This is a genomic window from Rhizobium mongolense subsp. loessense (genome assembly GCF_900099775.1).
GTDB lineage: Bacteria > Pseudomonadota > Alphaproteobacteria > Rhizobiales > Rhizobiaceae > Rhizobium > Rhizobium loessense.
The window spans coordinates 402,689-425,769 of sequence record NZ_FMTM01000004.1; the positions used below are offsets into that span (position 1 = coordinate 402,689).

The 23,081-nt window shown below is 60.3% G+C and carries 24 protein-coding genes and 1 pseudogene; 20 read left to right on the forward strand and 5 right to left on the reverse strand.

Features of this window, described 5'->3' with window-relative positions; genetic code table 11:
• Nucleotides 1-38: 38 nt before the first annotated feature.
• Nucleotides 39-1,688 (reverse strand): annotated as a pseudogene (locus BLP23_RS16950) (alpha/beta hydrolase).
• 202 nt (nt 1,689-1,890) lie between these two features.
• On the opposite strand from BLP23_RS16950, the gene BLP23_RS16955 reads away from it, so the two are divergent.
• The 11 genes from BLP23_RS16955 to BLP23_RS17005 all read left to right on the forward strand — a co-directional run bounded on the left by BLP23_RS16955 (nt 1,891) and on the right by BLP23_RS17005 (nt 11,774).
• Nucleotides 1,891-2,535 carry a MarC family protein gene (locus tag BLP23_RS16955; RefSeq protein WP_092585982.1) on the forward strand — a complete coding sequence of 215 codons (645 nt, stop codon included), beginning with the start codon at nt 1,891-1,893 and terminating at the stop codon, nt 2,533-2,535.
• Nucleotides 2,536-2,591: 56 nt separating this feature from the next.
• Nucleotides 2,592-3,758: an HlyD family secretion protein gene (locus BLP23_RS16960; protein ID WP_324613742.1), complete on the forward strand. Its 1,167-nt coding sequence runs from the start codon at nt 2,592-2,594 to the stop codon at nt 3,756-3,758.
• The gene (locus BLP23_RS16965) at nt 3,748-4,806 is read left to right on the forward strand and encodes a DUF2955 domain-containing protein (protein WP_092585986.1); all 1,059 of its coding nucleotides are present in this window, start codon (nt 3,748-3,750) and stop codon (nt 4,804-4,806) included. Before BLP23_RS16960 ends, BLP23_RS16965 begins: the two co-directional genes overlap by 11 nt.
• 370 nt (nt 4,807-5,176) lie before the next feature.
• A complete protein-coding gene (locus tag BLP23_RS16970; RefSeq protein WP_092585988.1) occupies nt 5,177-5,593 on the forward strand; it encodes a cupin domain-containing protein in 417 nt (138 codons plus the stop codon).
• A 23-nt stretch (nt 5,594-5,616) separates the two neighbouring features.
• A complete protein-coding gene (locus BLP23_RS16975; protein WP_092585990.1) occupies nt 5,617-6,072 on the forward strand; it encodes a carboxymuconolactone decarboxylase family protein in 456 nt (151 codons plus the stop codon).
• A gap of 413 nt (nt 6,073-6,485) precedes the next feature.
• Complete coding sequence (locus BLP23_RS16980) at nt 6,486-7,361, forward strand: LysR family transcriptional regulator (RefSeq protein WP_092585992.1); 876 nt, start codon at nt 6,486-6,488, stop codon at nt 7,359-7,361.
• A gap of 112 nt (nt 7,362-7,473) precedes the next feature.
• Nucleotides 7,474-7,917, forward strand: a complete 444-nt coding sequence (gene msrB / locus BLP23_RS16985; protein WP_092585994.1) for a peptide-methionine (R)-S-oxide reductase MsrB — start codon at nt 7,474-7,476, stop codon at nt 7,915-7,917.
• On the forward strand, nt 7,918-8,424 hold the full coding sequence (gene msrA, locus BLP23_RS16990; RefSeq protein ID WP_092585996.1) for a peptide-methionine (S)-S-oxide reductase MsrA: 507 nt from the start codon (nt 7,918-7,920) through the stop codon (nt 8,422-8,424).
• Nucleotides 8,425-8,650: 226 nt separating this feature from the next.
• Nucleotides 8,651-9,877 (forward strand): bifunctional alpha/beta hydrolase/OsmC family protein, encoded by a 1,227-nt coding sequence (locus tag BLP23_RS16995; protein WP_092585998.1) that lies wholly within the window; start codon nt 8,651-8,653, stop codon nt 9,875-9,877.
• Nucleotides 9,878-10,171: 294 nt separating this feature from the next.
• Nucleotides 10,172-11,077: a PhnA-like protein gene (locus BLP23_RS17000; RefSeq protein ID WP_092586000.1), complete on the forward strand. Its 906-nt coding sequence runs from the start codon at nt 10,172-10,174 to the stop codon at nt 11,075-11,077.
• 244 nt (nt 11,078-11,321) lie between these two features.
• Nucleotides 11,322-11,774 carry a hypothetical protein gene (locus BLP23_RS17005; RefSeq protein ID WP_092586001.1) on the forward strand — a complete coding sequence of 151 codons (453 nt, stop codon included), beginning with the start codon at nt 11,322-11,324 and terminating at the stop codon, nt 11,772-11,774.
• 236 nt (nt 11,775-12,010) lie between these two features.
• Here the strand turns inward: BLP23_RS17005 and BLP23_RS17010 are convergent, their stop codons facing one another.
• Nucleotides 12,011-12,895 (reverse strand): aldo/keto reductase family oxidoreductase, encoded by an 885-nt coding sequence (locus BLP23_RS17010; protein ID WP_092586003.1) that lies wholly within the window; start codon nt 12,893-12,895, stop codon nt 12,011-12,013.
• A 94-nt stretch (nt 12,896-12,989) separates the two neighbouring features.
• On the opposite strand from BLP23_RS17010, the gene BLP23_RS17015 reads away from it, so the two are divergent.
• Nucleotides 12,990-13,889, forward strand: a complete 900-nt coding sequence (locus BLP23_RS17015) for a LysR family transcriptional regulator (protein ID WP_092586004.1) — start codon at nt 12,990-12,992, stop codon at nt 13,887-13,889.
• Between the two features lie 192 nt (nt 13,890-14,081).
• Here the strand turns inward: BLP23_RS17015 and BLP23_RS17020 are convergent, their stop codons facing one another.
• Together BLP23_RS17020 and BLP23_RS17025 are read right to left on the reverse strand one after the other, a co-directional pair.
• Entirely contained in the window at nt 14,082-14,507 is a 426-nt protein-coding gene (locus tag BLP23_RS17020; RefSeq protein WP_324613743.1) for a hypothetical protein, read from the reverse strand.
• A gap of 380 nt (nt 14,508-14,887) precedes the next feature.
• Nucleotides 14,888-15,394, reverse strand: coding sequence for a PadR family transcriptional regulator (locus BLP23_RS17025; RefSeq protein WP_092586007.1), 507 nt, complete (start codon nt 15,392-15,394; stop codon nt 14,888-14,890).
• Between the two features lie 111 nt (nt 15,395-15,505).
• Here BLP23_RS17025 and BLP23_RS17030 point away from each other — a divergent pair, with 111 nt between their 5' ends.
• The 3 genes from BLP23_RS17030 to BLP23_RS17040 all read left to right on the forward strand — a co-directional run bounded on the left by BLP23_RS17030 (nt 15,506) and on the right by BLP23_RS17040 (nt 16,826).
• Complete coding sequence (locus BLP23_RS17030) at nt 15,506-16,060, forward strand: NADPH-dependent FMN reductase (RefSeq protein WP_092586009.1); 555 nt, start codon at nt 15,506-15,508, stop codon at nt 16,058-16,060.
• 13 nt (nt 16,061-16,073) lie between these two features.
• On the forward strand, nt 16,074-16,433 hold the full coding sequence (locus BLP23_RS17035; RefSeq protein WP_092586011.1) for a hypothetical protein: 360 nt from the start codon (nt 16,074-16,076) through the stop codon (nt 16,431-16,433).
• A gap of 108 nt (nt 16,434-16,541) precedes the next feature.
• On the forward strand, nt 16,542-16,826 hold the full coding sequence (locus tag BLP23_RS17040; protein ID WP_092586013.1) for a DUF3861 family protein: 285 nt from the start codon (nt 16,542-16,544) through the stop codon (nt 16,824-16,826).
• A 134-nt stretch (nt 16,827-16,960) separates the two neighbouring features.
• Here BLP23_RS17040 and BLP23_RS17045 read toward each other — a convergent pair whose 3' ends face one another.
• On the reverse strand, nt 16,961-18,058 hold the full coding sequence (locus BLP23_RS17045) for a LysR family transcriptional regulator (protein ID WP_233426736.1): 1,098 nt from the start codon (nt 18,056-18,058) through the stop codon (nt 16,961-16,963).
• On the opposite strand from BLP23_RS17045, the gene BLP23_RS17050 reads away from it, so the two are divergent.
• The 5 genes from BLP23_RS17050 to BLP23_RS35325 all read left to right on the forward strand — a co-directional run bounded on the left by BLP23_RS17050 (nt 18,057) and on the right by BLP23_RS35325 (nt 22,627).
• A complete protein-coding gene (locus BLP23_RS17050; protein ID WP_092586016.1) occupies nt 18,057-18,803 on the forward strand; it encodes an RraA family protein in 747 nt (248 codons plus the stop codon). The genes BLP23_RS17045 and BLP23_RS17050 overlap by 2 nt on opposite strands.
• Nucleotides 18,749-19,813 carry a D-2-hydroxyacid dehydrogenase family protein gene (locus tag BLP23_RS17055; protein WP_324613744.1) on the forward strand — a complete coding sequence of 355 codons (1,065 nt, stop codon included), beginning with the start codon at nt 18,749-18,751 and terminating at the stop codon, nt 19,811-19,813. The genes BLP23_RS17050 and BLP23_RS17055 overlap by 55 nt, the downstream gene beginning before the upstream one ends.
• A complete protein-coding gene (locus BLP23_RS17060) occupies nt 19,810-20,598 on the forward strand; it encodes an SDR family oxidoreductase (protein WP_092586018.1) in 789 nt (262 codons plus the stop codon). Before BLP23_RS17055 ends, BLP23_RS17060 begins: the two co-directional genes overlap by 4 nt.
• 123 nt (nt 20,599-20,721) lie before the next feature.
• Nucleotides 20,722-21,960 (forward strand): MFS transporter, encoded by a 1,239-nt coding sequence (locus tag BLP23_RS17065; RefSeq protein ID WP_233426737.1) that lies wholly within the window; start codon nt 20,722-20,724, stop codon nt 21,958-21,960.
• 76 nt (nt 21,961-22,036) lie between these two features.
• The gene (locus BLP23_RS35325) at nt 22,037-22,627 is read left to right on the forward strand and encodes a RidA family protein (protein WP_407691795.1); all 591 of its coding nucleotides are present in this window, start codon (nt 22,037-22,039) and stop codon (nt 22,625-22,627) included.
• The last annotated feature ends 454 nt before the right edge of the window (nt 22,628-23,081 follow it).

Below are 23,081 nucleotides of genomic sequence, written 5' to 3' on the forward strand. Positions count from 1 at the left end.
GTATCCATCGCACCCATGGGCTTTTCAGCGACATCCTTTTACGGCCGACTTTCGAAGTGATGTTTCAGGCGAGCGATCTGCTCAGCGCTCCACCCGTCCACAGCCGTCACCTCGATCCAGGCGTCGATGTAATGTGCCGGCGCATAGACGTGCCCATACCCTATGGGGGCTGTGGTGGCCATCGCCATGTCGAGCGTGAGCTGCAGAAGCGTCACCACCGGATACCACCGCAGCTCGGAAGACACGTCCGGACCGCGAGGCGCCTTCATCCAATCCGGCTCCCTGTATCAGGACCGATAGTCGAAGAAGGTCACCGGGTCGCTGGCATACTGCAGATAGACGATCCGCATCGGCCCCCACTGCGCTCCCGGAATCGCCAAGGCGTTCTCCTGGCTGGTGAACCGCACATATGAGCCATTCCGGAAGCGTGGCTGCCAGGCCGGCGAACCGTGAACGCGATCGTCGGTCACCGAGCGCCAGATTCGGCTCGGAAATGGCGGACCGCTCCACAGAGCTCCATGATACGGATCGCCGATGACTTCGAACAGTTCGGCGGATTGCTCGGAGCTTAATGCGCCAAGGCTCAGCCCATGCAGGTAGAGCCTGGGGCGACTTTCCCTGGGCAGTTTCGTCCAATGCGCGTAGACTTCCGCAAATAGCGTGCGAGCGGCATCGGCCCCGTAGTCGGGCTCGACCAGAAGGGATAACCAGCTTGTAAGATAGGAATACTGCATCGCGATGCTGGCCACATCGCCTCCGTGGAGGTATTCGACCGTGTCCGCGGCCGCAGGGTCGATCCATCCGGTACCCGTCGGCATCACGACGATGAGCACTGACCGCTCGAATCCACCGACACGCTTGAGCTCCTCCACGGCCAGCTTCGCGCGCGCCTCGGCGGTCTCGGCAGACCGCAGCCCGACATAGACGCGGACCGGCTCAAGCGTGTCTCTGCCGAGAAACGACTGCAAATCCTTGCTGGTCGGTCCCGTCGCAATGAATTCCCGTCCAGCCCTTCCAAGCTCGTCCCACTCGATCAGGGAGGCGTTGCTACCGGTCTTGTTCGCGTCAGTCGGTTGCTGGCTCTCGGGCTCGATGAGTTCGTCGAATGCCTGGAAGGAGGAATCCGCCGCGTACAGGGCAAGCTTGAAGAGGACCCCGTCGATGAGCGACCAGAACAACGTCACCGCAATGACAATGCCGGCCAAATAGGACACGCGCCTCGACACAAATCGGTTGAGCCTTCTGGACGTGAACAGGAAGGTTAGCTGAAAAAACCACGCGAGCACGAACAGCAATGCGAAGGTCAGCGCGGCGATCAAACCGACCTCCAAGGGACGCGCAGTATCGACCGGTTCCAAGCCCATCAGGTGGCGAATCGAGTTCTGCCATTCCGACGCCCGCCACAGGAAAACGGCAACGATCGAAACGCAGACCACTGCAGCAATGAGCTTGATGATCCGCAGTGTGCGGTCCTTTGGCTTGGGCAATTCCAGATAGCGAGCCAGCCATCGCCCAAAGACGCCGAGGCCGTATCCGGCAGCGAAGGAAAATCCGGATAAGACCCCCTGGGTCACAAACGTGCGTGGAAGCAGCGTCGGAGTGAGCGAGGCCGCGAAGAACAGTGCTCCGATCAAAAGACCGGCGGCCGAAAAGGAATTCCAAAACCTGAAGATTTGAGATTGAGACACGGCAGCGGCCCTTAAGTACACCGGAGTGCTCCGAGAAAACCTACCGTGCAAGCTGCGACGGCGCAACCTTGAACTGTGGCGCCTCGAATCCGGTGCTTGACCGAACTGCACTAAGGGATAGAATTAGAAATATCTTATTTAGAGACGCGCGAATCGAACAAGCAAGTCTGTCATCAACGTCATCTACGAAGCGAGCCGTGTAATGGATTTCTCGGTGATTGATGTACAGCTCGTGGTGACGCTACTGCTGCTCTTGCTCGTCGGCATGGGGCCCAAAATCGCATTGGTGCCTTTTCTCGAAAAGACCAAGCACTTCGAACCTCAGACACAACGGGCCGTCGGGCGACGGATGGTTGTGACGGCGGTCGTCACGGCAATCGTCCTGTTTGCAACCGGAGCGCTCCTCATGCGCCTGCTGCATATCAGCGCTGGTGCCGTTGCGGTGGGCGGTGCGATCATTCTTGCGATTCTGGCCATCGAAATGGTCGCCGGGCCTGGCAAGAAGGTCGAGGAGGACGCCGGTGTCCAAGAAGACCCAAGCCGGATCGCCGTTTACCCGCTCGCCATCCCATATCTGCTCAATCCGGTCGGCATCACAATACTCATCGTTGCCTCCGGCGAGGTCGTCTCAATCGCCAGTGCCGGCCTCGTTTTGGGACTCGTCTTGCTTGTTGGCGCGTTCGACTATCTGGTCTTTTCCAACATCGACAAGGTGGCAAAGCGCCTGAACCCGGTCACTCTGGTAATATCCGAGGTTGTGTTCGGGATCTTGTTGACCGCGGTTGCGGTCGAACTGATGGTTTTCGGGCTGCGTTCACTTGAGATCATTGCGGGGGCCAAGCACTAGAACGTGAAGCTCTGATGACCTTGGGTGCGAAGCGGCCCAATGCATGGGAAGCGGATATGGGCGACGTCGGCGAATACGCACGACGAGCGAGGGAGGATGGGATGGCGGACGAGAAAATGGTAGCGGAGCCCTCGACGCTTGCGCCACCGCCCGCAAAAGCTCTCCGGCAAAAAAATCCGGTTCGCCGCGTGACGCTGATCGTGATCGCGATCTGCGCCGTGCTCTTCTTCTATGGCATTGCCTCGGACCGATATACTCCGTACACAGCTCAGGGACTGGTGCAGGCCTACCTGGTCAAGATCGCTCCTGAAGTTGGAGGCAAGGTGGTCGAGATCGGCGTCGAAACCGATCAGCGGGTAGAGGCGGGCACCGTCCTGTTTCGCATCGATCCCGACATGTATGAGCTTGCCGTCCGCAGCGCGGAGGCGCAGCTCGAAGCCGTCGGGCAGTCGATCGGAGCGTCAACCGCTGCTGTTGCGACGGCGGAGGCCAAGCTCGTCGAGGCCATTGCCAAGCGGGAGAACGCGCGGGAGCAGGCGGCGCGTACCTTCGAGCTGGTCAAGAAGGGCGTCTATCCCACCGCGCGCAGAGCGCAGGCGCAGTCGTTCCTGGATTCGGCAGAGGCTGTCGTGGTTCAGGCCGAGGCCGAAGTCGAGAAGGCTCGCCAAGCACTTGGCCCCACGGGTGCAAACAATCCTCAGATCCGCGAAGCCATGGCGGCATTGGAGCAAGCGAGCCTCGACCTGCAGAACACGACCGTGTTGGCTCCCTCCGAGGGCGGCGTGACGAGTCTCTCGCTGGCGCTAGGACAAGTCTTGGGAAAGGGGGAAGCCGCGATGACCTACATCGACATACGGGAGGTCTGGATCGAAGGGGCGTTCCGCGAAAACGCCCTGGAGAACGTCGCCATGGGCGATCCAGTCGACATTGTGCTCGACATTCTTCCAGGACGGGTACTCACGGGACGAGTGGTTTCGCTGGGCTACGGGGTAGGCAACCGCAGCATCGACTCAAGCACTGGCCTGCCTGCCCCGCGCGCTCAGAGTGGCTGGGTTCGCCCGCCTCAGTTGATGCCGGTGCGCATCAAGTTTGACCAGGAGGTACGGCCGCTGCGTTTCGGCGCGCAGGCCAACTTGATGATTTATACCAGCGGCAACGCCTTCATGAACGTGCTCGGCAACATCAGGATGCGACTCGTCGCGCTGCTGACCTATGTCCAGTGAAGCGTCGGCAATCTATCTTAGTGGAACCGACCGCGCCGTCGAAGGCCTGCGCCGAGCCGCTCTTCGCCTCGCCTTCGGGGTCGCAGCCTGTTTTACAGTGGTCGAGGCGCTTGACTGGGAGGCGACCTTCCTGGCCCCGCTCTTGGCCGCCAACATGCTCGCCAAGCTGGAACGCCCTTCGCCGAGCCTGGCGCAGGGTCTGACCGTCATCGTTCTGATTGCCGCGTCGACAGGGATAGTGCTGGTTCTCACGACAGCCTTCATGAGCAATCCGACGGTGCTGATCCTTACACTCGCGCTCCTCGTCTATGTCTCATTCTATGCCCACAGACGCGGCGTGCCAGAATTGGCCACGCTCCTTCCGCAAATTTCGGCCGTCATGCTGCCCACGATCGCCATCCTGTCGCCCGCGACAGCGGGATCGGTTGCCGCATCGATCGTAATGGCCGGCATCGTGGCCCTGATGGGGGTATGGGCAGCGCACGCGATATTCCCCGTTCCCGTGGTTGCAGAGCCCGAAGCGCTGCCCGCCGCCGGCACCACACGCGCGGCCGATCCGGCCACGGCTGCGCGCCACGCGCTTTGCGACACGCTCATCCTACTGCCGGTTCTGACCTGGTTCATTCTCGACGCGACGCAGGTTTCGATCGTCGTATTGATCGTCATCGTGACACTGCTTCGACTGCCCGATCGAGGACAAGGGCAGCAGGCCGCGCTCGGACTGATCCTCGGAAATCTCATCGGCGGGACAGCGGCCGCAGGATTCTACAATCTCGTGCTCGTTGGCGGCTCCTTGCTGTTCTTTATCACGGCGTTTTTTGCCGCAAGCCTCATTTTCGCTGGCCGCATCGCAGTGGCGGCTGATCGCGCACCCGTTTACGCCATAGCCTTCGCAACCTTCATCCTGCTCGTTGGGCTAGGCATGTCACCGCTGCCCGGCACCAGCGGCGAAGCCTTCGTCAGCCGCTTGCTCAATGTGCTTCTCGCGTCGGCTTACGCAATCGGCGGCCTGTCGCTCATGGAGCGCTGGCGACACCTGCCGTCCTGAACACTTGCTCGAACAGACCTTCAATGGCGGGTTTGGATCGAGGCGTGACCTTCAAACATCATCGGCGAAGATCCGGATCTGACGGTTCCCGAAGCTTCTTGCGCTGTCGGACACAATGTCATTGGACGGTCTCACAAGAAACGAGCTCCACCATCACTTCGGTTTCGTCGAGAGCGCACTGTCCCCTCTGAGGTCGGGTCTTCTTCGCTGCCATTCGCGATCGATGCAGTTTGTTCACCGCGTTAAGACCTGCCTGACTTAAGAGGCTGCCTCTCGCATTCTTGGTCTACCGGCCGGGGCGGCAATGCCCGATTCTTAGCGCTGATCACGGAGACACCGTGCTGAAATCGCCATAAGGAGAAATGCCGTTATGAATGCACGATCCATCATCGGCGCGGCCGTCGCCGCCCTCGCCATAGCCACCGCAATCCCTGCCGGAGCGCATGGCCCCGGCGACGTTGTCACGCCCCACTTCGAGCAAGCCATTCCCAACATTCCGGGCAAGACGCTGACGGCCATGATTGTCGATTATCCCCCGGGCGGGGCCTCTGCCCCACACAGGCACGCGGACCGGTCGTTCATCTTCGCCTACGTCCTTTCCGGAGAAATCGAATCGAAGGTGAATGACGGCCCGACGCAGATCTATCGCGCCGGTGAGAGCTGGCACGAACCGCCGGCTGCCAACCATCTTGTCAGCCGCAATGCGAGCAAGACCAAGCCCGCAAAGCTGCTCGCCGTCTTTGTCGCCGACAGCGACGAAACGGCTCTGACCACCCCCACCGAGTAAAAAGAGCTTGAAGGAACAAGACAATGAGCAAGCGTCTCGACTACAACCAGATCGCACCGGCCGGCGTCAAAGCGCTTGGCGGAGTTTACGGGTACATTACGCAGAGCAGCCTTCCTGCGACGCTGATCGATCTGGTCTATCTTCGTATTTCGCAGATCAACAACTGTGCCTACTGCCTCGACATGCACACGCGCGACCTTTTGAAAAAGGGGCAGAAAATCGAGAAGATCGCGCTGGTGCAAGCATGGGCTGAAGCCGGCAACCTCTTCGACGAGCGTGAGCGGGGCGCCCTTGCCTGGGCCGAGACGGTCACGCGCGTGGCAGACACCGGTGTGCCCGACGCGGCTTACGAGGCTGCGCGCGCCGTTTTCGATGAGCGGGAACTCGTTGATCTGACGATCGCGACCGGCCTGATGAACGCCTACAACCGAATGGCGATCAGTTTCCGCAACACGCCACAGGCTGCACTCGAAAACTAGGCCAGTCGCGCGTCGCTCTTTACGGCGGGCGAGGAAGCGGCCCTCCCGCCTGACTGCAGCCTCCAACAACCGTGCGAAGGCGCATCTCGGGCTTCGCGCCGCGGCCCTCCAAGGGTGATGCATTGCCGCTCGTGGAGGTCGACGAATTCGGACCGCGCTTTGCGCCGTCGCACGTAAGCGCGGGCCGACTATGACCATCGCAATAGCTTTCTTGGTCCCAAAGAGGAGAGCGGTGATCGCACTGCCCCCGCAGTAGAAAATCGCCTGCACCGGGTAGCTCATCGGGGGCAGGCGCTCACCAGGAGTGGCACAAACCACTGCTGATCTGTATTCACTCCTGGCAAGCTCGAAATGCGCGCATTTCGCTTCCACCTTGATGGCAATCCCCGTCAAACCCACGCAAGAAGTGATCCATGGACATCAATCAGGTTAGGTACTTTCTCAATTTGGCGGAAACCTTGAATTTCACCGAAGCCGCACGTCGAAGCGGTGTTTCGCAGCCAAGTCTCACTCGAGCAATCCAGCGTCTAGAGGAAGAATTGGGCAGTCCACTCATCTATCGCGATGGCAAGGACAGCCGCCTTACGGCGCTTGGCCGCGACGTCCAGGCCGAGTTCATGCGGATTGAACTCGCGCTTCGAAACGTGCTCGAGCATTCCGAGAGCACGGTGCTCGGCCGACGCCGTATTCTCGACATCGCTGTTGCCCCGACTATCGGGCCTGCTGCCTTTGCCGCATTCTTCGACGACGCGCTTGGAAAGCTTCCTTCCATCAAGATCAACATGCATCAGCTGTTGGCTGGAGAAAGTGCGGACGAAGTGCTCTCGGGCAAGTACCACGCCTGCATCCTGCCGCGAGCGCCGCGTGCCAACCCCAAGCTCAACGTCGTGCCGCTGTTTCGTGAGCGATTCCTCCTTGCCTGCGCGGAGAGCCATCCGCTGGCGGGCAAAGATGTCGTCAGTACCGAGGCAATTGCCTCCTATCCTTATGTCGACCGGCTGGCCTGCGAATTCCACACCGAGATCACCGAGCACCTGATGGACCATGATGCGGTCATGCAACCGCGCTTCAGTGCCGAGCGCGAGGACTGGGTCCAGCAAATGGTAGCCGAAGGCCGCGCGATCTGCATCATGCCCGAGCGGTCCGTCGTCGTGCAGGGCATAGCGACACGCCCGGTTGAAGGGATGTCATTGGAACGCGAACTGGTCTTCGTGACTGTCTCCGGTTCCGGTACGCCGCTCGAGATCCGCAAGATCGCGCAGATGGCAGCTCGGCACAACTGGGTGTAAGCAGCAGAACTGTCCTGATCGTACGGCTATTGAATCTATACACACCTGATATTGGGAATCCCCGTAGGCCCTCGCCATATTCAGACAACAAATCTAAGAACGGAGATAGGCAATGACCTACGCAAAGACCGACGAAGCGGTCAGCAAACTTACGTCCGAGCAATATCGGGTCACCCAGCAAAACGGCACCGAACGCCCCTTTACAGGGGAGTATCATGACAACAAGAGGTCGGGGATCTATGTCGACATCGTTTCCGGCGAGCCGCTGTTCGCCTCGGCCGACAAGTTCGATTCCGGCTGCGGCTGGCCAAGCTTCACCAAGCCGATCGTGTCGGCAAATGTCAAGGAACTGCGGGATGGCTCCCACGGCATGACCCGCACCGAGGTGCGCTCCGCGCATGGCGACAGCCACCTCGGACACGTGTTTGCCGACGGTCCTCAAGACCAGGGTGGCCTACGTTACTGCATCAATTCCGCAGCCCTGCGCTTCATTTCGCGCGACGAAATGGACGCTGAGGGCTACGGTGCGTATCTCAATCAGGTGGAGGATATCTAAATGACCGAGAAAGCTGTTCTGGCTGGTGGTTGCTTCTGGGGAATGCAGGACTTGATCCGCAAGCTGCCCGGGGTCATTCAGACCCGCGTGGGCTACACCGGCGGCGATGTGCCGAATGCGACCTACCGAAATCACGGTAACCACGCCGAAGGCATCGAGATCATCTTCGATCCCGAGACGACCAGCTATAGGCGGATTCTGGAGTTTTTCTTCCAGATCCATGATCCGACGACAAGAAACCGGCAGGGCAACGATGTCGGCGCCTCCTACAGGTCGGCGATCTATTACGTTGACGAGGAGCAGAAGAAAATAGCCGAGGACACCATCGCAGACGTCGACGCTTCGGGTCTGTGGCCCGGCAAGGTGGTGACCGAGGTCGAGCCGGCGGGAGACTTCTGGCAGGCGGAGCCCGAGCATCAGGATTACCTGGAGCATTATCCAAACGGCTACACCTGCCATTTCCCGCGCGCCAATTGGGTGCTGCCACGGCGGTCGGCGGCCGAATAACCGGCCGCCTGTCTTCTGCCACGCAGTACAGCGACCATTCGAACCAATCCTGAAAAGCCCGGCTGATACGCAGGGCGCATAAAAAGGAGCACGTCGTGCAGTCTGGACGCCGGCACTGCGCCGTCACAAGGTCCGGGCAAAGATTGGGCTCTGAACGAACATCTAGGTAGTCGGTCTCCGTCGCTGATGTAGAATGCTCATTTCCTCCCAGCGACGGAGCATTCCCATGGGCTTCAACACGCAACGGCTTCAATTTGCCGGCCATTCCGGCGCAACCCTGGCTGCCCGCCTCGACATGCCGAACGGGCCTTTACGCGCCTACGCGCTTTTTGCCCATTGCTTCACCTGCTCCAAGGATTTGGCCGCAGCTCGCCGCATTTCAGCAGAGCTTGCGCGCGAAGGTATCGCTGTCATGCGTTTTGACTTCACGGGTCTGGGATCGAGCGAAGGCGAATTTGCTTCGACAAATTTCTCCTCCAATGTCGCCGACCTGCTTTCGGCGGCCGACTATCTTCGTCAGCACTATCAGGCACCGTCGGTGCTGATCGGCCACTCGCTCGGCGGCGCAGCGGTGCTGGCCGTCGCCAGGAACATACCTGAAGTGCGCGCCGTTGCGACGATCGGTGCGCCAGCCGATGTCGGCCACGTGTTGAAGAATTTCGGGACGAGCCTCGAGGAAATCGAAAAAAGTGGTGCGGCCGAGGTCGATCTCGCCGGGCGGACGTTCCTTCTCAGAAGGCAATTTGTCGAGGACGCGCGTTCACACCGTATCAAGGATGCGGTTGCGAGCCTGAAAAAACCGCTCCTCATCCTTCACGCGCCGCTGGATGAGACGGTCGGAATAGAAAACGCCAACGAAATCTTCCTCGCGGCCAGACATCCCAAGAGCTTCATCTCGCTTGACAAGGCCGACCACCTGCTCACTGACCTTGACGACGCAGCCTTCGCCGGACGGGTCATATCGGGATGGCTGACGCGCTATCTTGCCGCCGACACACCGCAGGGCACGGGGGTGATCGAACATGTCCGCGTGACGGAAACGGGCGAAGGCAAGTTCCAGAATTCGGTTCAGGCGGGCAGCCACCGGCTTTTCGCAGATGAACCCGGAAACCTGGGCGGGCTCGATTCCGGTCCATCGCCCTATGATTTCCTGTCGATCGCACTTGGCGCCTGCACCGCGATGACGCTGCGTATCTATGCCGATCACAAGAAGCTGACGCTGGGGCGTATCGGCATTGACGTCTCGCATGCCAAAATTCATGTCAAGGATTGCGAGGAGTGCACCAAAGCGGAACGCAGCGCAAGTGGCAGGATTGATCGTTTCGAGCGTGTCATTTCCATCGACGGCGAGATCTCCGAGGAGCTTCGTGGAAAGATTGCGGAAATCGCCGACAAATGCCCGGTCCATCGCACGCTCGAAGCTGTGGCGAAGATAAAAACCACCGTGAAATGAGAAAGGTCGACACGCACCTCGCGGGCGCGTTGCGTCACGCGCCTGCTTAAAGGTGGCATTGTGCGCACGGGCGACGCCATCGCCGTCGTGCTGCCTCCGTCCCCCTTCTTTCCGCTGGAGAGGGTTTAAGAAGGCACCGGTGCGGTTCGAGCCCTATGTGCTTGCGGAGACTACAAACAAAGGACGCGGGATTTCGCATCCACTCTTTTTAAATGAAGTTCAGCCACCTGGAACAATGGGCACATCTGCGAGTTTGGTTGCCACTTCACGAGCTCGTGAGAAAAGGAAACTCCGATGACCGAACCCGTTTCATCCGTGGCGCATATTTATACGCGCGACGATAACCCTAACCTCACCGCAGCCTTCAACAAGGTTTCCTGGGGCGCCGTGTTCGCCGGCGTCGCAGTGGCACTTGTCGTTCAGCTCCTGCTCAACCTCCTGGGTGCCGGCCTCGGCGCCGCCGTCATTGATCCCGCTTCGAGTGATAATCCGAGTGCGACAACGCTCTCGGTTAGCACGGCAATCTGGTTCGTCGTCAGCGGCCTCATTGCATCTTTTGCCGGCGGCTACATTGCCGGCCGGTTGTCCGGACGCCCCCTTCGTTCGACGGGATCTCTTCATGGCGTCACGTCGTGGGCCGTCACCACTCTCGTCGTCCTCTATCTTCTGACCACATCCGTCGGCGCACTCGTCGGTGGTATCTTCTCTGGTTTGGGCGGCATCGTCTCCAGCGCCGGATCTACGGTCGCCACAGCCGCCACGACTGCAGCTCCGGCACTTGCGACGGCCACTGATCCAATGGCCGGCGTCGAGCAGGGCATCCGCGACGCAAGTGGCGGCAACGATCCAGCAGCGCTGCGCGATGCCGCAGTCGCCTCCGTGCGCGCAGTTCTGACAGGCGACCAAACCAAGGCAGAAGAAGCACGCAATCGCGCTGCCGACGCCATCGCCCGAGCTCAGAACATTCCTGTCGATCAGGCCAAGCAGCAGGTCGCCCAGTACGAACAGCAGTACAAGGACGCCGTTGCCCAGGCAAAGCAGCAGGCGACCGAGGCCGCCGAGACCGCAGCGACAGCGTTCTCGGCGGGAGCGATCCTGGCATTCATCGCGCTAGCCGTAGGTGCTATCGCGGCTTGGATCGGCGGCGCCGTCGGCACGACACACGTCGTGCGGGACGAAGACGTATACGTGACGCGCTGAGTATTCCAGGACGCAGACAGACCGCTCAACCGGGCTGCCCATTTGAAAGCGCGTTCATACGCGGGCAATAGAAACGGTCATGGCGGACCGGGATCTTGCACGCTCCCGTTGCCTGCGAACTTGGTCTGCGCCTGGGACTTAAGGATCAGCTTCGCGTTGATCGCCGTCCCGGCCCGGTTCTGCGAGTTCTGAAGTGCGGAACAGATGGCTGCCGCTATCGTTATTGGTAGTCATGGAGGACGTTATGTCGAACGTTTCGAAGACAGGTACCGACGCGATCAACAATGCAAGCAGCCCGACCACGTTCGGGCGTTCGGTGGAAAGCCAGGCGCAGATCGCTGACGCGGCCGCGCAGAGCGCGCCCGGCGGCGCTGGGGAACCACTCAGCATCTATCGTCTCGAACCGATCGCGGCACCGAACGATCCAAGATGGGTCAACTCTCCAGGGCATGGAGTTGTCGTCGTGGCGGCGAGGACGCCAGGCGACGCACGGATCATGGCGGCGAGTCGAGAGCTGGACTTCATGGAGATCGATTCAGCGCCTGCCGAAGACGTGACGACAGCTAATGCGAGTGCTTTCAGGGACGACAAGCTTTACACCGTAATCGAGATCGACCGTGATCGTACCGACGTTTCGCGCGGCATCCTTGATGGCGATGTCTCGGTCGATACGATCCGACCAGTCGAGCCGGACTGACGCGCTTCGGTCTCCCTCACTGAGTAAGCGGCGCTTTTCCTGTTCTGATCCAAGGTGGATACCTCAATACCGTCCCGTGTCGATAACGGGACGGGGGACTGTGGCGTTCAACGAAAGTAATTGTCGCACCCAATTCATGAGTGAAAAGCGGACTTTGCCGAGCACGATTGCGCTGCCAGCTTTCCAGCCGATTCCGAGAGCCGGCGGCGCCCCGAAGCAAGTGAATCGCCGACTTTTCAGGCGGAACTGACGCTCGCCGCAATGCCGTCCAATGCATCAAGCGTATCATTCGGCAGATCAAGTTCTGCCGTGGCGAGGTTCTCGCGCAGATGCGCGACCGAGGAGGTGCCGGGGATCAGTAGGATGTTCGGTGCCCGACGAAGCAGCCAGGCGAGAGCGACCTGCAATGGCGTGGCGCCGAGGCGTTGCGCGGCGTCGGACAAGATGGACGACTGCAGCGGATTGAACCCGCCGAGCGGAAAGAACGGCACATAGGCGATGCCGTCGCTGGCAAGATCGTCAATCAGGGCATCGTCCCTTCGATGCGCTAAATTGTACTGGTTCTGCACGCAAACGATCTTGGTGATCCGGCGTCCTTCTGCGACCTGCGTGGGGGTGACGTTGCTCAACCCGATATGTCGCACCAGGCCCCGCTGCTGGAGCTCGGCCAGGGCGGTGAGCGGCGCCTCGATTGATCCCTCGGCCGGGCCATGGGCGTCGAACATGATCCGAAGGTTGACCACATCCAACACGGCGAGACCGAGATTTCGCAAATTGTCATGCACGGCCTGGGTCAGTTCTTCCGGCGAGACGGCCGGGAGCCAGGATCCATTCTCGCCGCGCCGGGCGCCGATCTTGGTGACGATGACGAGATCGTCGCGATAGGGCGCGAGTGCCTCGCGGATCAACTGGTTGGTCACGTGCGGGCCGTAAAAGTCGCTGGTGTCGATGTGATTGACCCCGCGCCTCACTGCTTCGCGCAATACGGCCAATGCCGCCTCACGGTCCTTGGGCGGACCGAACACGCCAGGCCCTGCAAGTTGCATGGCGCCGTAGCCGAGCCGCTTCACGTTGCGGTCGCCGAGGACGAAGGTTTCGGAGCGGTTTTCTGTGCTGGTCATGATCTTTCCCTTTATCTGACACGGCGTAGATAGGCGTTGGTCATCCGCGCGATAACCGGATACAATCTGCACAGGCTGTGCGGAGAGGCGAACAGTGAGTGTGGATCTAGGTGATCTGAGTGCTTTCGTGGCGGTGGCGCGCGCCAAGGGCTTTCGTGACGCAGCGCGCGCAAGCGGCGCAAGCGCGTCGGGCTTGAGCGAGGCGGTCCGCCGCCTTGAGGCGCAGCTCGGCGTCAGGCTGCTCAACCGTACGACACGCAGCGTCGTCTTGACCGAAGCTGGTCACGGCCTGCTGGAGCGGCTCGGCCCGGCGTTGAGCGAGGTGGAGTCGGCCCTCGACGTGGTGAACGGCTTTCGCGATCGGCCCGCGGGTTCGTTGCGCCTGAACGTGCCGGTCAGCGCGGCGCGGCTGGTGCTACCCAGCATCGTTCCGCCGTTCCTCGCAGCCTATCCCGGTATCCGCCTGGAGGTGATCGCCGAGGAGAGCTTCGTCGACGTATTGGCGGCCGGATGCGATGCCGGTATTCGCTACGAGGAGCGGCTGGAACAGGATATGATCGCGGTGCCGATCGGACCTCGTGTCCAGCGGTTCGCCACCGCTGCTTCTCCGGCTTACCTTGATCGCCATGGGCGGCCCGATCATCCTCGCGATCTGCTCGGCCATGCCTGTATACGCGGTCGCTTTCCGAGCGGTGCGATGATGACGCCGTGGGAATTCGAGCGTGAAGGCGAAGTCGTGCGGGTCGATCCGGAAGGTCCGTTGACCGTGGGGATTGGCGGGGCCGTCGATCTGGCCGTTGATGCGGCGATTGCCGGCGTCGGCATCGTGGGGCTGTTTGAGGACTGGCTGCGGCCCTATTTCGATAGCGGCGCCCTCGAACCCGTCCTCGAACCCTGGTGGCAGGCCTTCTCCGGGCCGTTTCTCTACTATCCCGGACGGCGCCTCGTGCCGGCGCCGCTGCGTGCATTCATCGATTTCATCAAGGCCGGCTGACCAGCTCTGACCTTGACGTGATATTCCTGCAGCCTGATGCCAGGCGGTGCGCCTTTACCGGCCGCTGTCGATCAACACCCCGGCCGGGCAGTGCGGAGCATTGAACCAATGGCCCGCGTTTGCTCACCGTAGACGGCCTGAGGAACGACGCTGCCGTCACAGGACCTCTCGGAAAAGACGGACGATAACCGTTCAATGTCGCCGCAAATCTAATTGAGTTGTGACAATCGACTTCCCAGATGCCGGATCTTGATCGATCGTTCGAATCCGAAGACCGTCCTCGCCGACCTTCTCGATCGTCATTTTCGCTTGGCGATCCCCATAGACTGTATTGGCCCAGGTAACATCGAGTTTAATCGTATTCCCGTCTCGGCTGCCCACGAGTTTGGACGGCTTGCCGGATATTCCGACATAGATGCCGGAATATGCTTCTCCAGACGCCTGGACGTTCGCGGTGAAGCTGCGCGTGACAACGGCAAACGCTCGGCATGAGCCGTTCATCGAAAAACTGGACGATTTAGCATCGGATTGCATTTTGCACGAGACATCAACCTTGCTTCCGCCGAGCTTTGTCAGGACCGCTCCGCCGCCCGTCCACTGCCCTTCGATCGACTTCAAGAAGTCTTCTTCAGAAGCGGACGCGTTCGAAGTCAGACAGGTGGCGCAAGTTAGGGCGATGGCGGGTAAAACTCGCATGACGCAGAATCCTGATGGTTGAAAATGACGAACATCCGACCGATCAACTTGTTCCACACGATCGTCATTTCGTGCGGGACACCGCAACCGCACTGAACTGGCGGACCGCGATGGCGGATGTTAAGCAGAGGCTAGACGGCGCCTTGATCTTTCTGCCCAACGGGACTGATCGTGACGACGATCGTGTGAACCACCCGCGCCGACGAAGACCTGATCGAAGTCTGGCTTGTCGATGAGCGTGCCCGCGCGAGCGCCGCCCTTGGCCTTGCGCTGGATGTTAGCGAGCGACTTGTTCATCGGCGTTATAGCCTTTCAATTTTGTGCACCGCCTCGTCTATGATCTCCGAAACGCTGAGGAGCAATTCCTTATCCGGTGTCCCCGCTAACCTCTGGCCGAGTGCGGTCTTGAGATTCTGCATTGCGCGTCCGACAGGTCCTGCGGCGACGGAGCTGCCACGGAAGCGCAGCGCCTCGATGCGAGCAAGAACACCATGGGCTTCGTCAAGATGCTCATGAAGGAAACTGCGCCCTGTCTGGGTCAAGGAATAGGCGCGCCTTTTTTCCTGGGCTTGCCTCGATTCAATCTGGCCAAGATCTGACATCAGCGCCAGGCGCGGGTAGACGATGCCGGAGCTTGGCGCGTAGTTGCCCCCGGACCGTGTTTTGATTTCTCGGATGAGATCATAGCCGTGCCGCGCATCGCCATCGTCGAGAAGCAGCAGGAGAAGGAATCCCAGCTCATCGCCATCGAGCATCCTTCGAGGACTGCTCGCGGTCTGGGAGTCGTCGTTATTTGTCGTTCTCGGCATATCATACTCTTTTAAAGACTGTCTAAGACATATCTTGACATAGGCTTAAGATGGATTATCGTCGTTGGGACGGCGGCGTTCCGTCATCCCAATTCGACGCAGAGAAATAACATGAAAAAAATCGCCGTGCTGGTCGGATCACTCCGGCGTGACTCGATCAACAGAAGACTTGCCGAGGCACTCGCGCGCCTTGCCGAAGATCGGCTCGAATTCGATTTCGTCGCGGTCGGTGAAGTCCCGATGTACAACGAGGATCTCTGGGCGGATATCCCTGCCTCGATTAAGAGGATGAAACGACAGGTCGAGCAGGCTGACGGCGTGCTTTTCGTTTCACCGGAGTACAACCGGTCCTTCACGGCCGTTTTGAAAAACGCCATCGACTGGGGAACGCGGCCCTATGGCCAAAACTCCTTTGCCGGCAAGCCAGGCGCCGTCGTGGGGACCTCTCCTGGCGCCATTGGTACTGCAGTTGGGCAAAGTCAGCTGAAGAGTGTGCTGAACGCGGCGCATGTGATTGTGATGGGTCAGCCAGAGATCTATCTGACCTGGAAGGCCGAGCTGTTCGACGAGGACGGCGGCATCACTCACGAGAGCACCAGATCCTTCTTGCAGAAATGGGTCAGGGATTTTGAAGGATGGATCGAGCGAACCTCCCAAAAGAAGTGAAAGAATCGACCCTATGATCGGTTCCGAGCCGTCGCCTTCGTCGGATTGCACGATTCTAACCAGGATGGCCCGCGTCTCGACCGACAATGCTTGCCGCCTGCTTAAGGATGCCGCGTTCCGATGGGAAGGCTGGTACCGGGTGTTGGTTTACGAACACAGCTGCACTGTCGTCTTCCCTCCGCAGATCGGGACACGAGCATGGAGCGCGCCTTCGCGCGTCACGCTTATAGCCGACGCTCAGGGCTTAAACTGTTGGATCGAAGCCGTCGATGTGTCGCAGCTCGACGAGATCATGGTGGTCATCGAGCGCCAGCTCAACGACCATCTGTCCGATGATCAGACGCTTGCCTTCGACTGGTACTGCCAGCGCTGAAGCCAGCATCGTCGGGCAAAGGGCGTCGCCTGGAAAAACGACCTCTTCAAGGAAATTAGGTCGAAGGCCGGCGCGTCGTGCAATCAACTCTGGACGAAAGCAAAATCGATGTCGAACGAATACCGTGTAACACTTCAGCACATTGCAGACAGCGGCGAAGGATCGAGACAAGGCCGTACATTGCAGTTCGACATTGTGAGCCATGACGATATCATCGATATCGCAGACATTATCAGAACGAAGGCCATCGTTCCTGACGACGAAGCAAGCGTTCTTGCGGTGGGGATGAAGCTTCTTGGACAGGTTGTTTTGAAACATCGCAAGGAATCGGCCTTCGCGGACTTCTGGCCCCATTTCGAAAGCTTTCTGAGAAGGTTCAAGCGCTCAGCTTGACAACGGACGGCTTTTGCGAGTGCTTACGGCGTGACCGATAGGAGAAGCATCCGATGGTTAGGCCCGGCTATAGCGCTTAAAGCGCGCCAGATCGGGGCAGAGGCGGGACCATCGACCGGAACAGCTCTTGAGCATCACGACGCAGATGGTGTGGCGCTTGGCTCCGTCGTTTCGCCGGGCATTGCGCAAACCCCGGCAACGAGCGACCGAAACCATTGGTGGGCGGGATGAGTGTGCAATCGTTCATGCCAGACAAGTTTGTAGACCAGCTTCTCGGTTTCGAAGGGCAAGGAGCGGACCACCAACTCATGCTTTGCCGCAGACCTGTGGTCCGGTCCGTTGATGAAGCCGCTTGGCACGCAAGTCAGGAGGTCGCTTTGCGCGACGATCCGCAAGGCATCCGCAAAATGGTTGACGACGGTGACGATCATCCGCCTACGACCATGAAGGCTCAGCCAGCCATCCACCGCGCCCAGATCCATTCCCGACGGGGTCACCAGCACGTGAGAAGCCGCCACAAACTGATCAAGGGTCATCTCTTTCTCCAATGCGTGTTCGCGCCGCATGACACACACGTAGCGATCCGTACGAAGACCCTGCACATTTATACCACGTGGAAGCGCTGGAAACATGCCGACTGCACAGTCAAGCGTACCGCGCTCGATGCCGTCGAGGGAGGTGGCATTGGTGTGGAAAGAAAACGCGACCCGGGCATAGGGGGCCATGGCCCTCAGTTTCAACGCGATGCCGGTGACCGCTTCCGACGCCAAGCTGTCCGTAACGGCAATCCGGAAGCTGGTCGGGTCCGAGCGCGGATCAAAATTCTCGGGTGCGATCGATGCTCGGATCACCGCCAGCGAATGATGAAGCTCGGGCCAGATCGCCAGCATCCGTGATGTAGGCTGGACGCCGTCGGCGACCTTGAGGAACAACTGGTCGTGCGTCAGCTTTCGAGCGCGGCGAAGCGCGTTGCTGACGGCCGGTTGGCTCATTGCCAGGCTGGCTGCTGCGCGCGTGACGTTTCGTTCCAACATAATGGCCTCGATGACCACGAGCAAGTTAAGGTCGAGCCGCATGTTATTCACCTCGGTGATAATGGTACCTTGGGAATCTAAATTGGACCATCCAGTTCTTTTGGACAACTCTGTGCAAAGAGAGCTCCGCCCAAGCCCTTTATCAATCCGCGCTTGCAATCGAAGACTGCGCCCAGATGCTGTAAGGATTTTCTTCATGAATGATGCTCCTGCAAGAGACCTGCTGCCGAAGCTGACCGGAAAGATCAGCCCCGATCGTATCCGTCTCCTGCGCACTCCGCGCCCGCCCCAGGGTCTGATCGAAAAGTTCAAGCGCATCGCCGACGCAACCAGCGTCATCGCTGACGTCATGGACGAGTTGGGCATCACCGGCGCTATCGGAGCCACTGCTCTCAAGCCGACCCTTTCAAACGCAAGCATCGTCGGACCCGCCCTCACCGTGCGCAACATCATGCAGCGCGAGCACGTCTATGAAACCGCCCGAGGCCACGTCAATCGCATGGCGGAATTCGAAGCGCACAATCTGGCGCTACCTGGCGACGTCCTCGTGATTGACGGCGTTGCGGGCGTCTCCAACATGGGCGGCATCTCGGCGCAGACAGGCAAGCGCCAAGGCGAAGCTGGCGCCATCGTCTTCGGCGGCATCCGTGACGTCGGCCATTCCCGTCGCGTCGACTATCCGCTCTGGGCCACCGAGATCACTCCGGTCACGGGCAAGTGGCGCATAGAAACCGTGGAGATCAATGGGGACATTCAGATTGCTGGCGTTCGCGTTTCGCCCGGAGACATCGTCGTTGCCGACGAAACCGGCGTTTGCTTCGTCCCGATCGCGCGCGCCGGCGAAGTGGTGGAGCGGGCGCTGGCGAAGGCTGCCTTTGAACAGGATAAATGCACGGCGATCGACGCCGGCACGGCGGTTGCCGACCTCCCGAGCAGAGAGTGATGCAAATGACTGATTTCACGAGAAAACTGCGTATCACCGTCCTCGACGACTACCAGGATGTCGTTCGTACGCTTGACTGTTTCAGCAAGCTGCAAGGTCATGAGGTCACGATCTGGAACGACGCCATGGCCGACGTGGACATGCTCGCGGAGCGGCTCGCCACAACCGACGTGCTGGTGCTGCTGCGCGAGCGGACCAAGGTGGACGAGGCGCTGGTCAGCCGACTTCCTAACCTCAAGCTGATCAGCCAGAACGGTCACGTGCCGCACATCGATCTCGCCGCATGCACGCGTCACGGCGTTCTCGTCTCCTCAGCCTTGACGTCACGCCCTTCGTACCCGACCGTGGAGTTCACTTGGGGTCTCATCCTCGCGTCAATGCGCAACATCCCTCTCGAAAGCGCTGCGCTGCGCAAGGGCTCCTGGCAGAGCACAGTCGGGCTCGGGCTGCGAGGTCGGACACTCGGGATCTATGGCTTCGGCCGGCTCGGCTCGATGGTTGCGCGGATCGGCGCAGCGTTCGGTATGGAATTGCTGATCTGGGGACGGCAGGGCTCATTGGACCGGGCGCGGGCAGAAGGGTTTCCGGTTGCCGAAAGCAAAAAGGCCCTCTTCGAGCAGTCGGATGTACTCAGCCTGCATCTACGCCTTAATGCCGAGACCACCGGACTGATCGGGCCCAAGGACCTTGCTCTGATGAAACCTACGGCGCTGCTCGTGAATACCAGCCGCGCGGAGCTGATCAAACCCGGGGCGCTTGTCGCAGCGCTGCACAACGGTCGGCCGGGAAAGGCGGCGGTGGACGTGTTCGAAAAAGAACCGCTGACGGATCCGACCCACCCGCTGCTGCATCTGCCGAACGCGTTGTGCACACCGCATCTCGGCTATGTCGAGCGCGACAACTTTGAATTCGCCTACGGCAACGCTTTCGATCAGATCGTGGCTTTCGCCAACGGTTCGGCGATCAACATCCACAATCCGGATGTGCTGAAACAGGAGCATGCACAATGAACCTCGAACTCGACGGGAAAGTTGTTCTGGTGACCGGCGGCAGCAAGGGCATCGGCCTTGCCTGCGCGCGGGCATTTGGCAGGGAAGGCGCCCGCGTGGTCATCGTATCGCGCAATCCGGTCAATCTGGCCGCGGCCCAGGCGGCCCTTGCAAAGGAGGGTCTCGACGTCACGCCGTTTGCGGCAGACCTGTCCGACGGGGCAGCAGCGGAACGGGCGGTCGTGGCGGCCGAAGAGCAGGTCGGGCCGATTGCCGTGCTGGTCAATTCCGCTGGAGGCGCCATGCGTGTGCCTCCCGGTGAACTGACGCCGGACAAGTGGCGGGTGGCAATGAATGCGAAGTTCTTCACCTATATCAACGTCATGGACTACGTCCTGCCGAGGATGGTGTCGCGGCAGGGGGGTGCGATCGTCAACATTATCGGCACCGGCGGCAAGATCGCCTCGCCGATCCACCTGCCTGGCGGCGCTGCGAACGCGGCACTGATGCTGGCGTCCGCGGGTCTCGCTGCGGCTTGGGGACACGCGGGCATTCGCGTCAACGTCATCAATCCTGGAGCGACGATGACCGAGCGGCTGCAAATGTCACTGGAGGCGGAATCGCGCGCCACTGGAAAGCCGCCGGAGGAACTGCTGCGACAAAACCAGCAGCGCATACCTCTTGGACGCTACGCCACTGCAGAGGAGGTGGCGGATGCGGCGCTCTATCTGGCGAGCGCCAGAGCGTCCTACGTGACTGCTGCCTCGCTTACCATGGACGGAGGGTTGACGCCGCTCGTCGTGTGAGCGGCTGAGCCGGAGGCGAAATCGAACATTGGGAGGAGCCAGATGTTTAAGTGGTATCGTGAGTTAACAAAGCGGGAGCGAAATACGTTCTGGGGATGCTTTGCTGGATGGGCGATCGATGCAATGGACGCACAGCTCTTCAGCTTCGTGCTGCCCGTGCTCATCGCAGCCTGGGCAATGACAACGGCACAGGCAGGCTACCTTGCCACGGCGACACTCTTCTCCGCCGCCGTGGGTGGCTGGGCATGTGGCTACCTGGCGGACCGCTTCGGCCGCGTCCGCGTCATGCAGTTCACCATTTTATGGTTCTCACTGTTTACCTTCCTGGCGGGCTTTTCGCAGAATTTCGAGCAGCTCATCATCGTGCGTGTGCTGCAAGGGCTGGGCTTTGGCGGGGAATGGGCCGCAGGCGCGGTTCTGATGGGTGAAATCATCCGGCCCGAACACCGCGGCAAGGCGGTCGGTTGCGTCCAGAGCGGCTTCGGCATCGGCTGGAGCGTGGCGGCGATCCTGGCCGGCGTGATCCTGGCCCATGTTCCCGCGGACTACGCCTGGCGGACGCTGCTGATGATCGGGGTGCTGCCTGGGTTCTTGGTGCTCTATTTGCGTCGTCGGCTCGAGGAGCCGGAGCTCTACCGGCAGACTCGTGCTGCGATCGATGCGGCTGGCCGCGGCCCGGGGCTTGGGGCGATCTTCCAGCCGAACATGCTGCCGGTCACCATCCTGGCGTCGCTGCTGGCATTCGGCGTGATCGGTGTCGGCGGGGCGATCGTAAACTGGCTGCCGACATTCATGAAGACGGTCCGGCATCTGTCGCCCAGTGCCTCGGGATATTATGTCTTCCTGGTCACCGGAGGTTCGTTCTTCGGCTTTCTGGCAAGCGCTTATTTGTCCGACCTGCTCGGCCGGCGGCGGACGTTCCAATTGTTTCTGGTCTGCTCATGGCTGGTGACCATAGCCTATATGTTCCTGCCGCTATCAGGTTGGGGGTTGATATTGATGGGGATACCGTTCGGCTTCTTCACGATCGGCAACTACGCAGCCCTTGGCCCCTTCTTCACGGAGTTGTTCCCCACGGCCGTTCGTGGCAGCGGCCAGAGCTTCGCCTACAACTTCGGCAAGGCGGCGGGTGCCGTTGCGGTGTCCTGCATCGGCGTCCTTGCGCAGTGGATCACCTTGGCCGAGGCCATCGGGTTGATCGCGCTGCTCGGCTACAGCATCGCGATCGTTGCAACGCTGCTGCTTCCAGAGACGAAAGGCATCAGCCTTAAGCCGGGTTTTGGCCAGACTGTCGACGGGGATGACCGGTCGATTGAAGCGGCGTCCACTCCGACGGAGCAACCCGCACCTGGCAGGCCATAACCGCTCCGCGCATTCCGGCGCAGGCGCGGCCGCGATCAGGCGCCCCAGATCGAATGAGGCAGCGGTTCCTGCATAGATGACCAACGTGGCCAGGCACGATCCTGTCAAGGCGCGACGCGCAGACTTTTGGAAAGGAGGCCCCGACAAAAGGGCGCGCACTTTTCTAACGCAGGTGTTCAAAGCAGTGAGAAGAAAAGGAAAGGCAATGACCCAATCGACAGTAGTGAATACCTCGGACATGGCAGTGCAGCATAGCTCACGAGCAAGCAAAACCACGAACCGCAAAATGAGCGTCACCGTCGAATCCCTCGCTCACAAGTATCCCGTTCCCAATGCCTGCCGCATCGGCAACCTGATCGTCTCCGGTGCGATCCACGGCGTGGATCCTGCCACCCACACCATGCCGAAGGACCTTTCGGCTCAATGCGCCCACGTATTTGCAAATATGAAGACGATCGTCGAGGCTGCCGGAGGCAGCACCAAAGACATCATCAAGATGACCGTCTATCTGCGCGACCGCGAAAACCGGGAGCCGCTGAATGCGGAATGGGTGCGCATGTTTCCGGACCCCGAAACTCGACCGGCCCGACACTCACAGCCGCTACTGGTAGAGGGCCCTTCTTTGGTTCAATGCGATTTCATGGCCGTAATCGGAGAGCCGGATTGATGCGGTTCTGATCGCCTTTTGCCTCGCTGGCAAGCCAGCTGCACAAACTCGCCTGAAAAGAGGCCCTGGACTTGATGTCATGGTCGGGCAGGGGAGGGCCTAGCGCTCAATCCGCAAACACGGCCCTCGTCGAGGCCGGCGTCGTCACAGCGTCCGGCGCCAAGACTGCGTTCATGCTCTCAGCGACACCAAGAAGGCATGTGAGGCGATCGTCAAGCGTTTCGCTCCGCGCTCCAAGGGCAATGATCCGGCGCATTATTGATAGGGATGATAACGGTCCTTTGAACTCTGAATTGGACGCAGATGATGTGCCGTGCGAGCCTTCACGCGCGCCAGGGCACTACGACTGCGCAAACATGATCGCGGCTCGGGATTTGGTCGTGCAGCCGCATGATGAAGCTCCCCTGCCTCTTTGAAATCCCCAGTCTAAGGACGAAAAGATGACGACGAACAA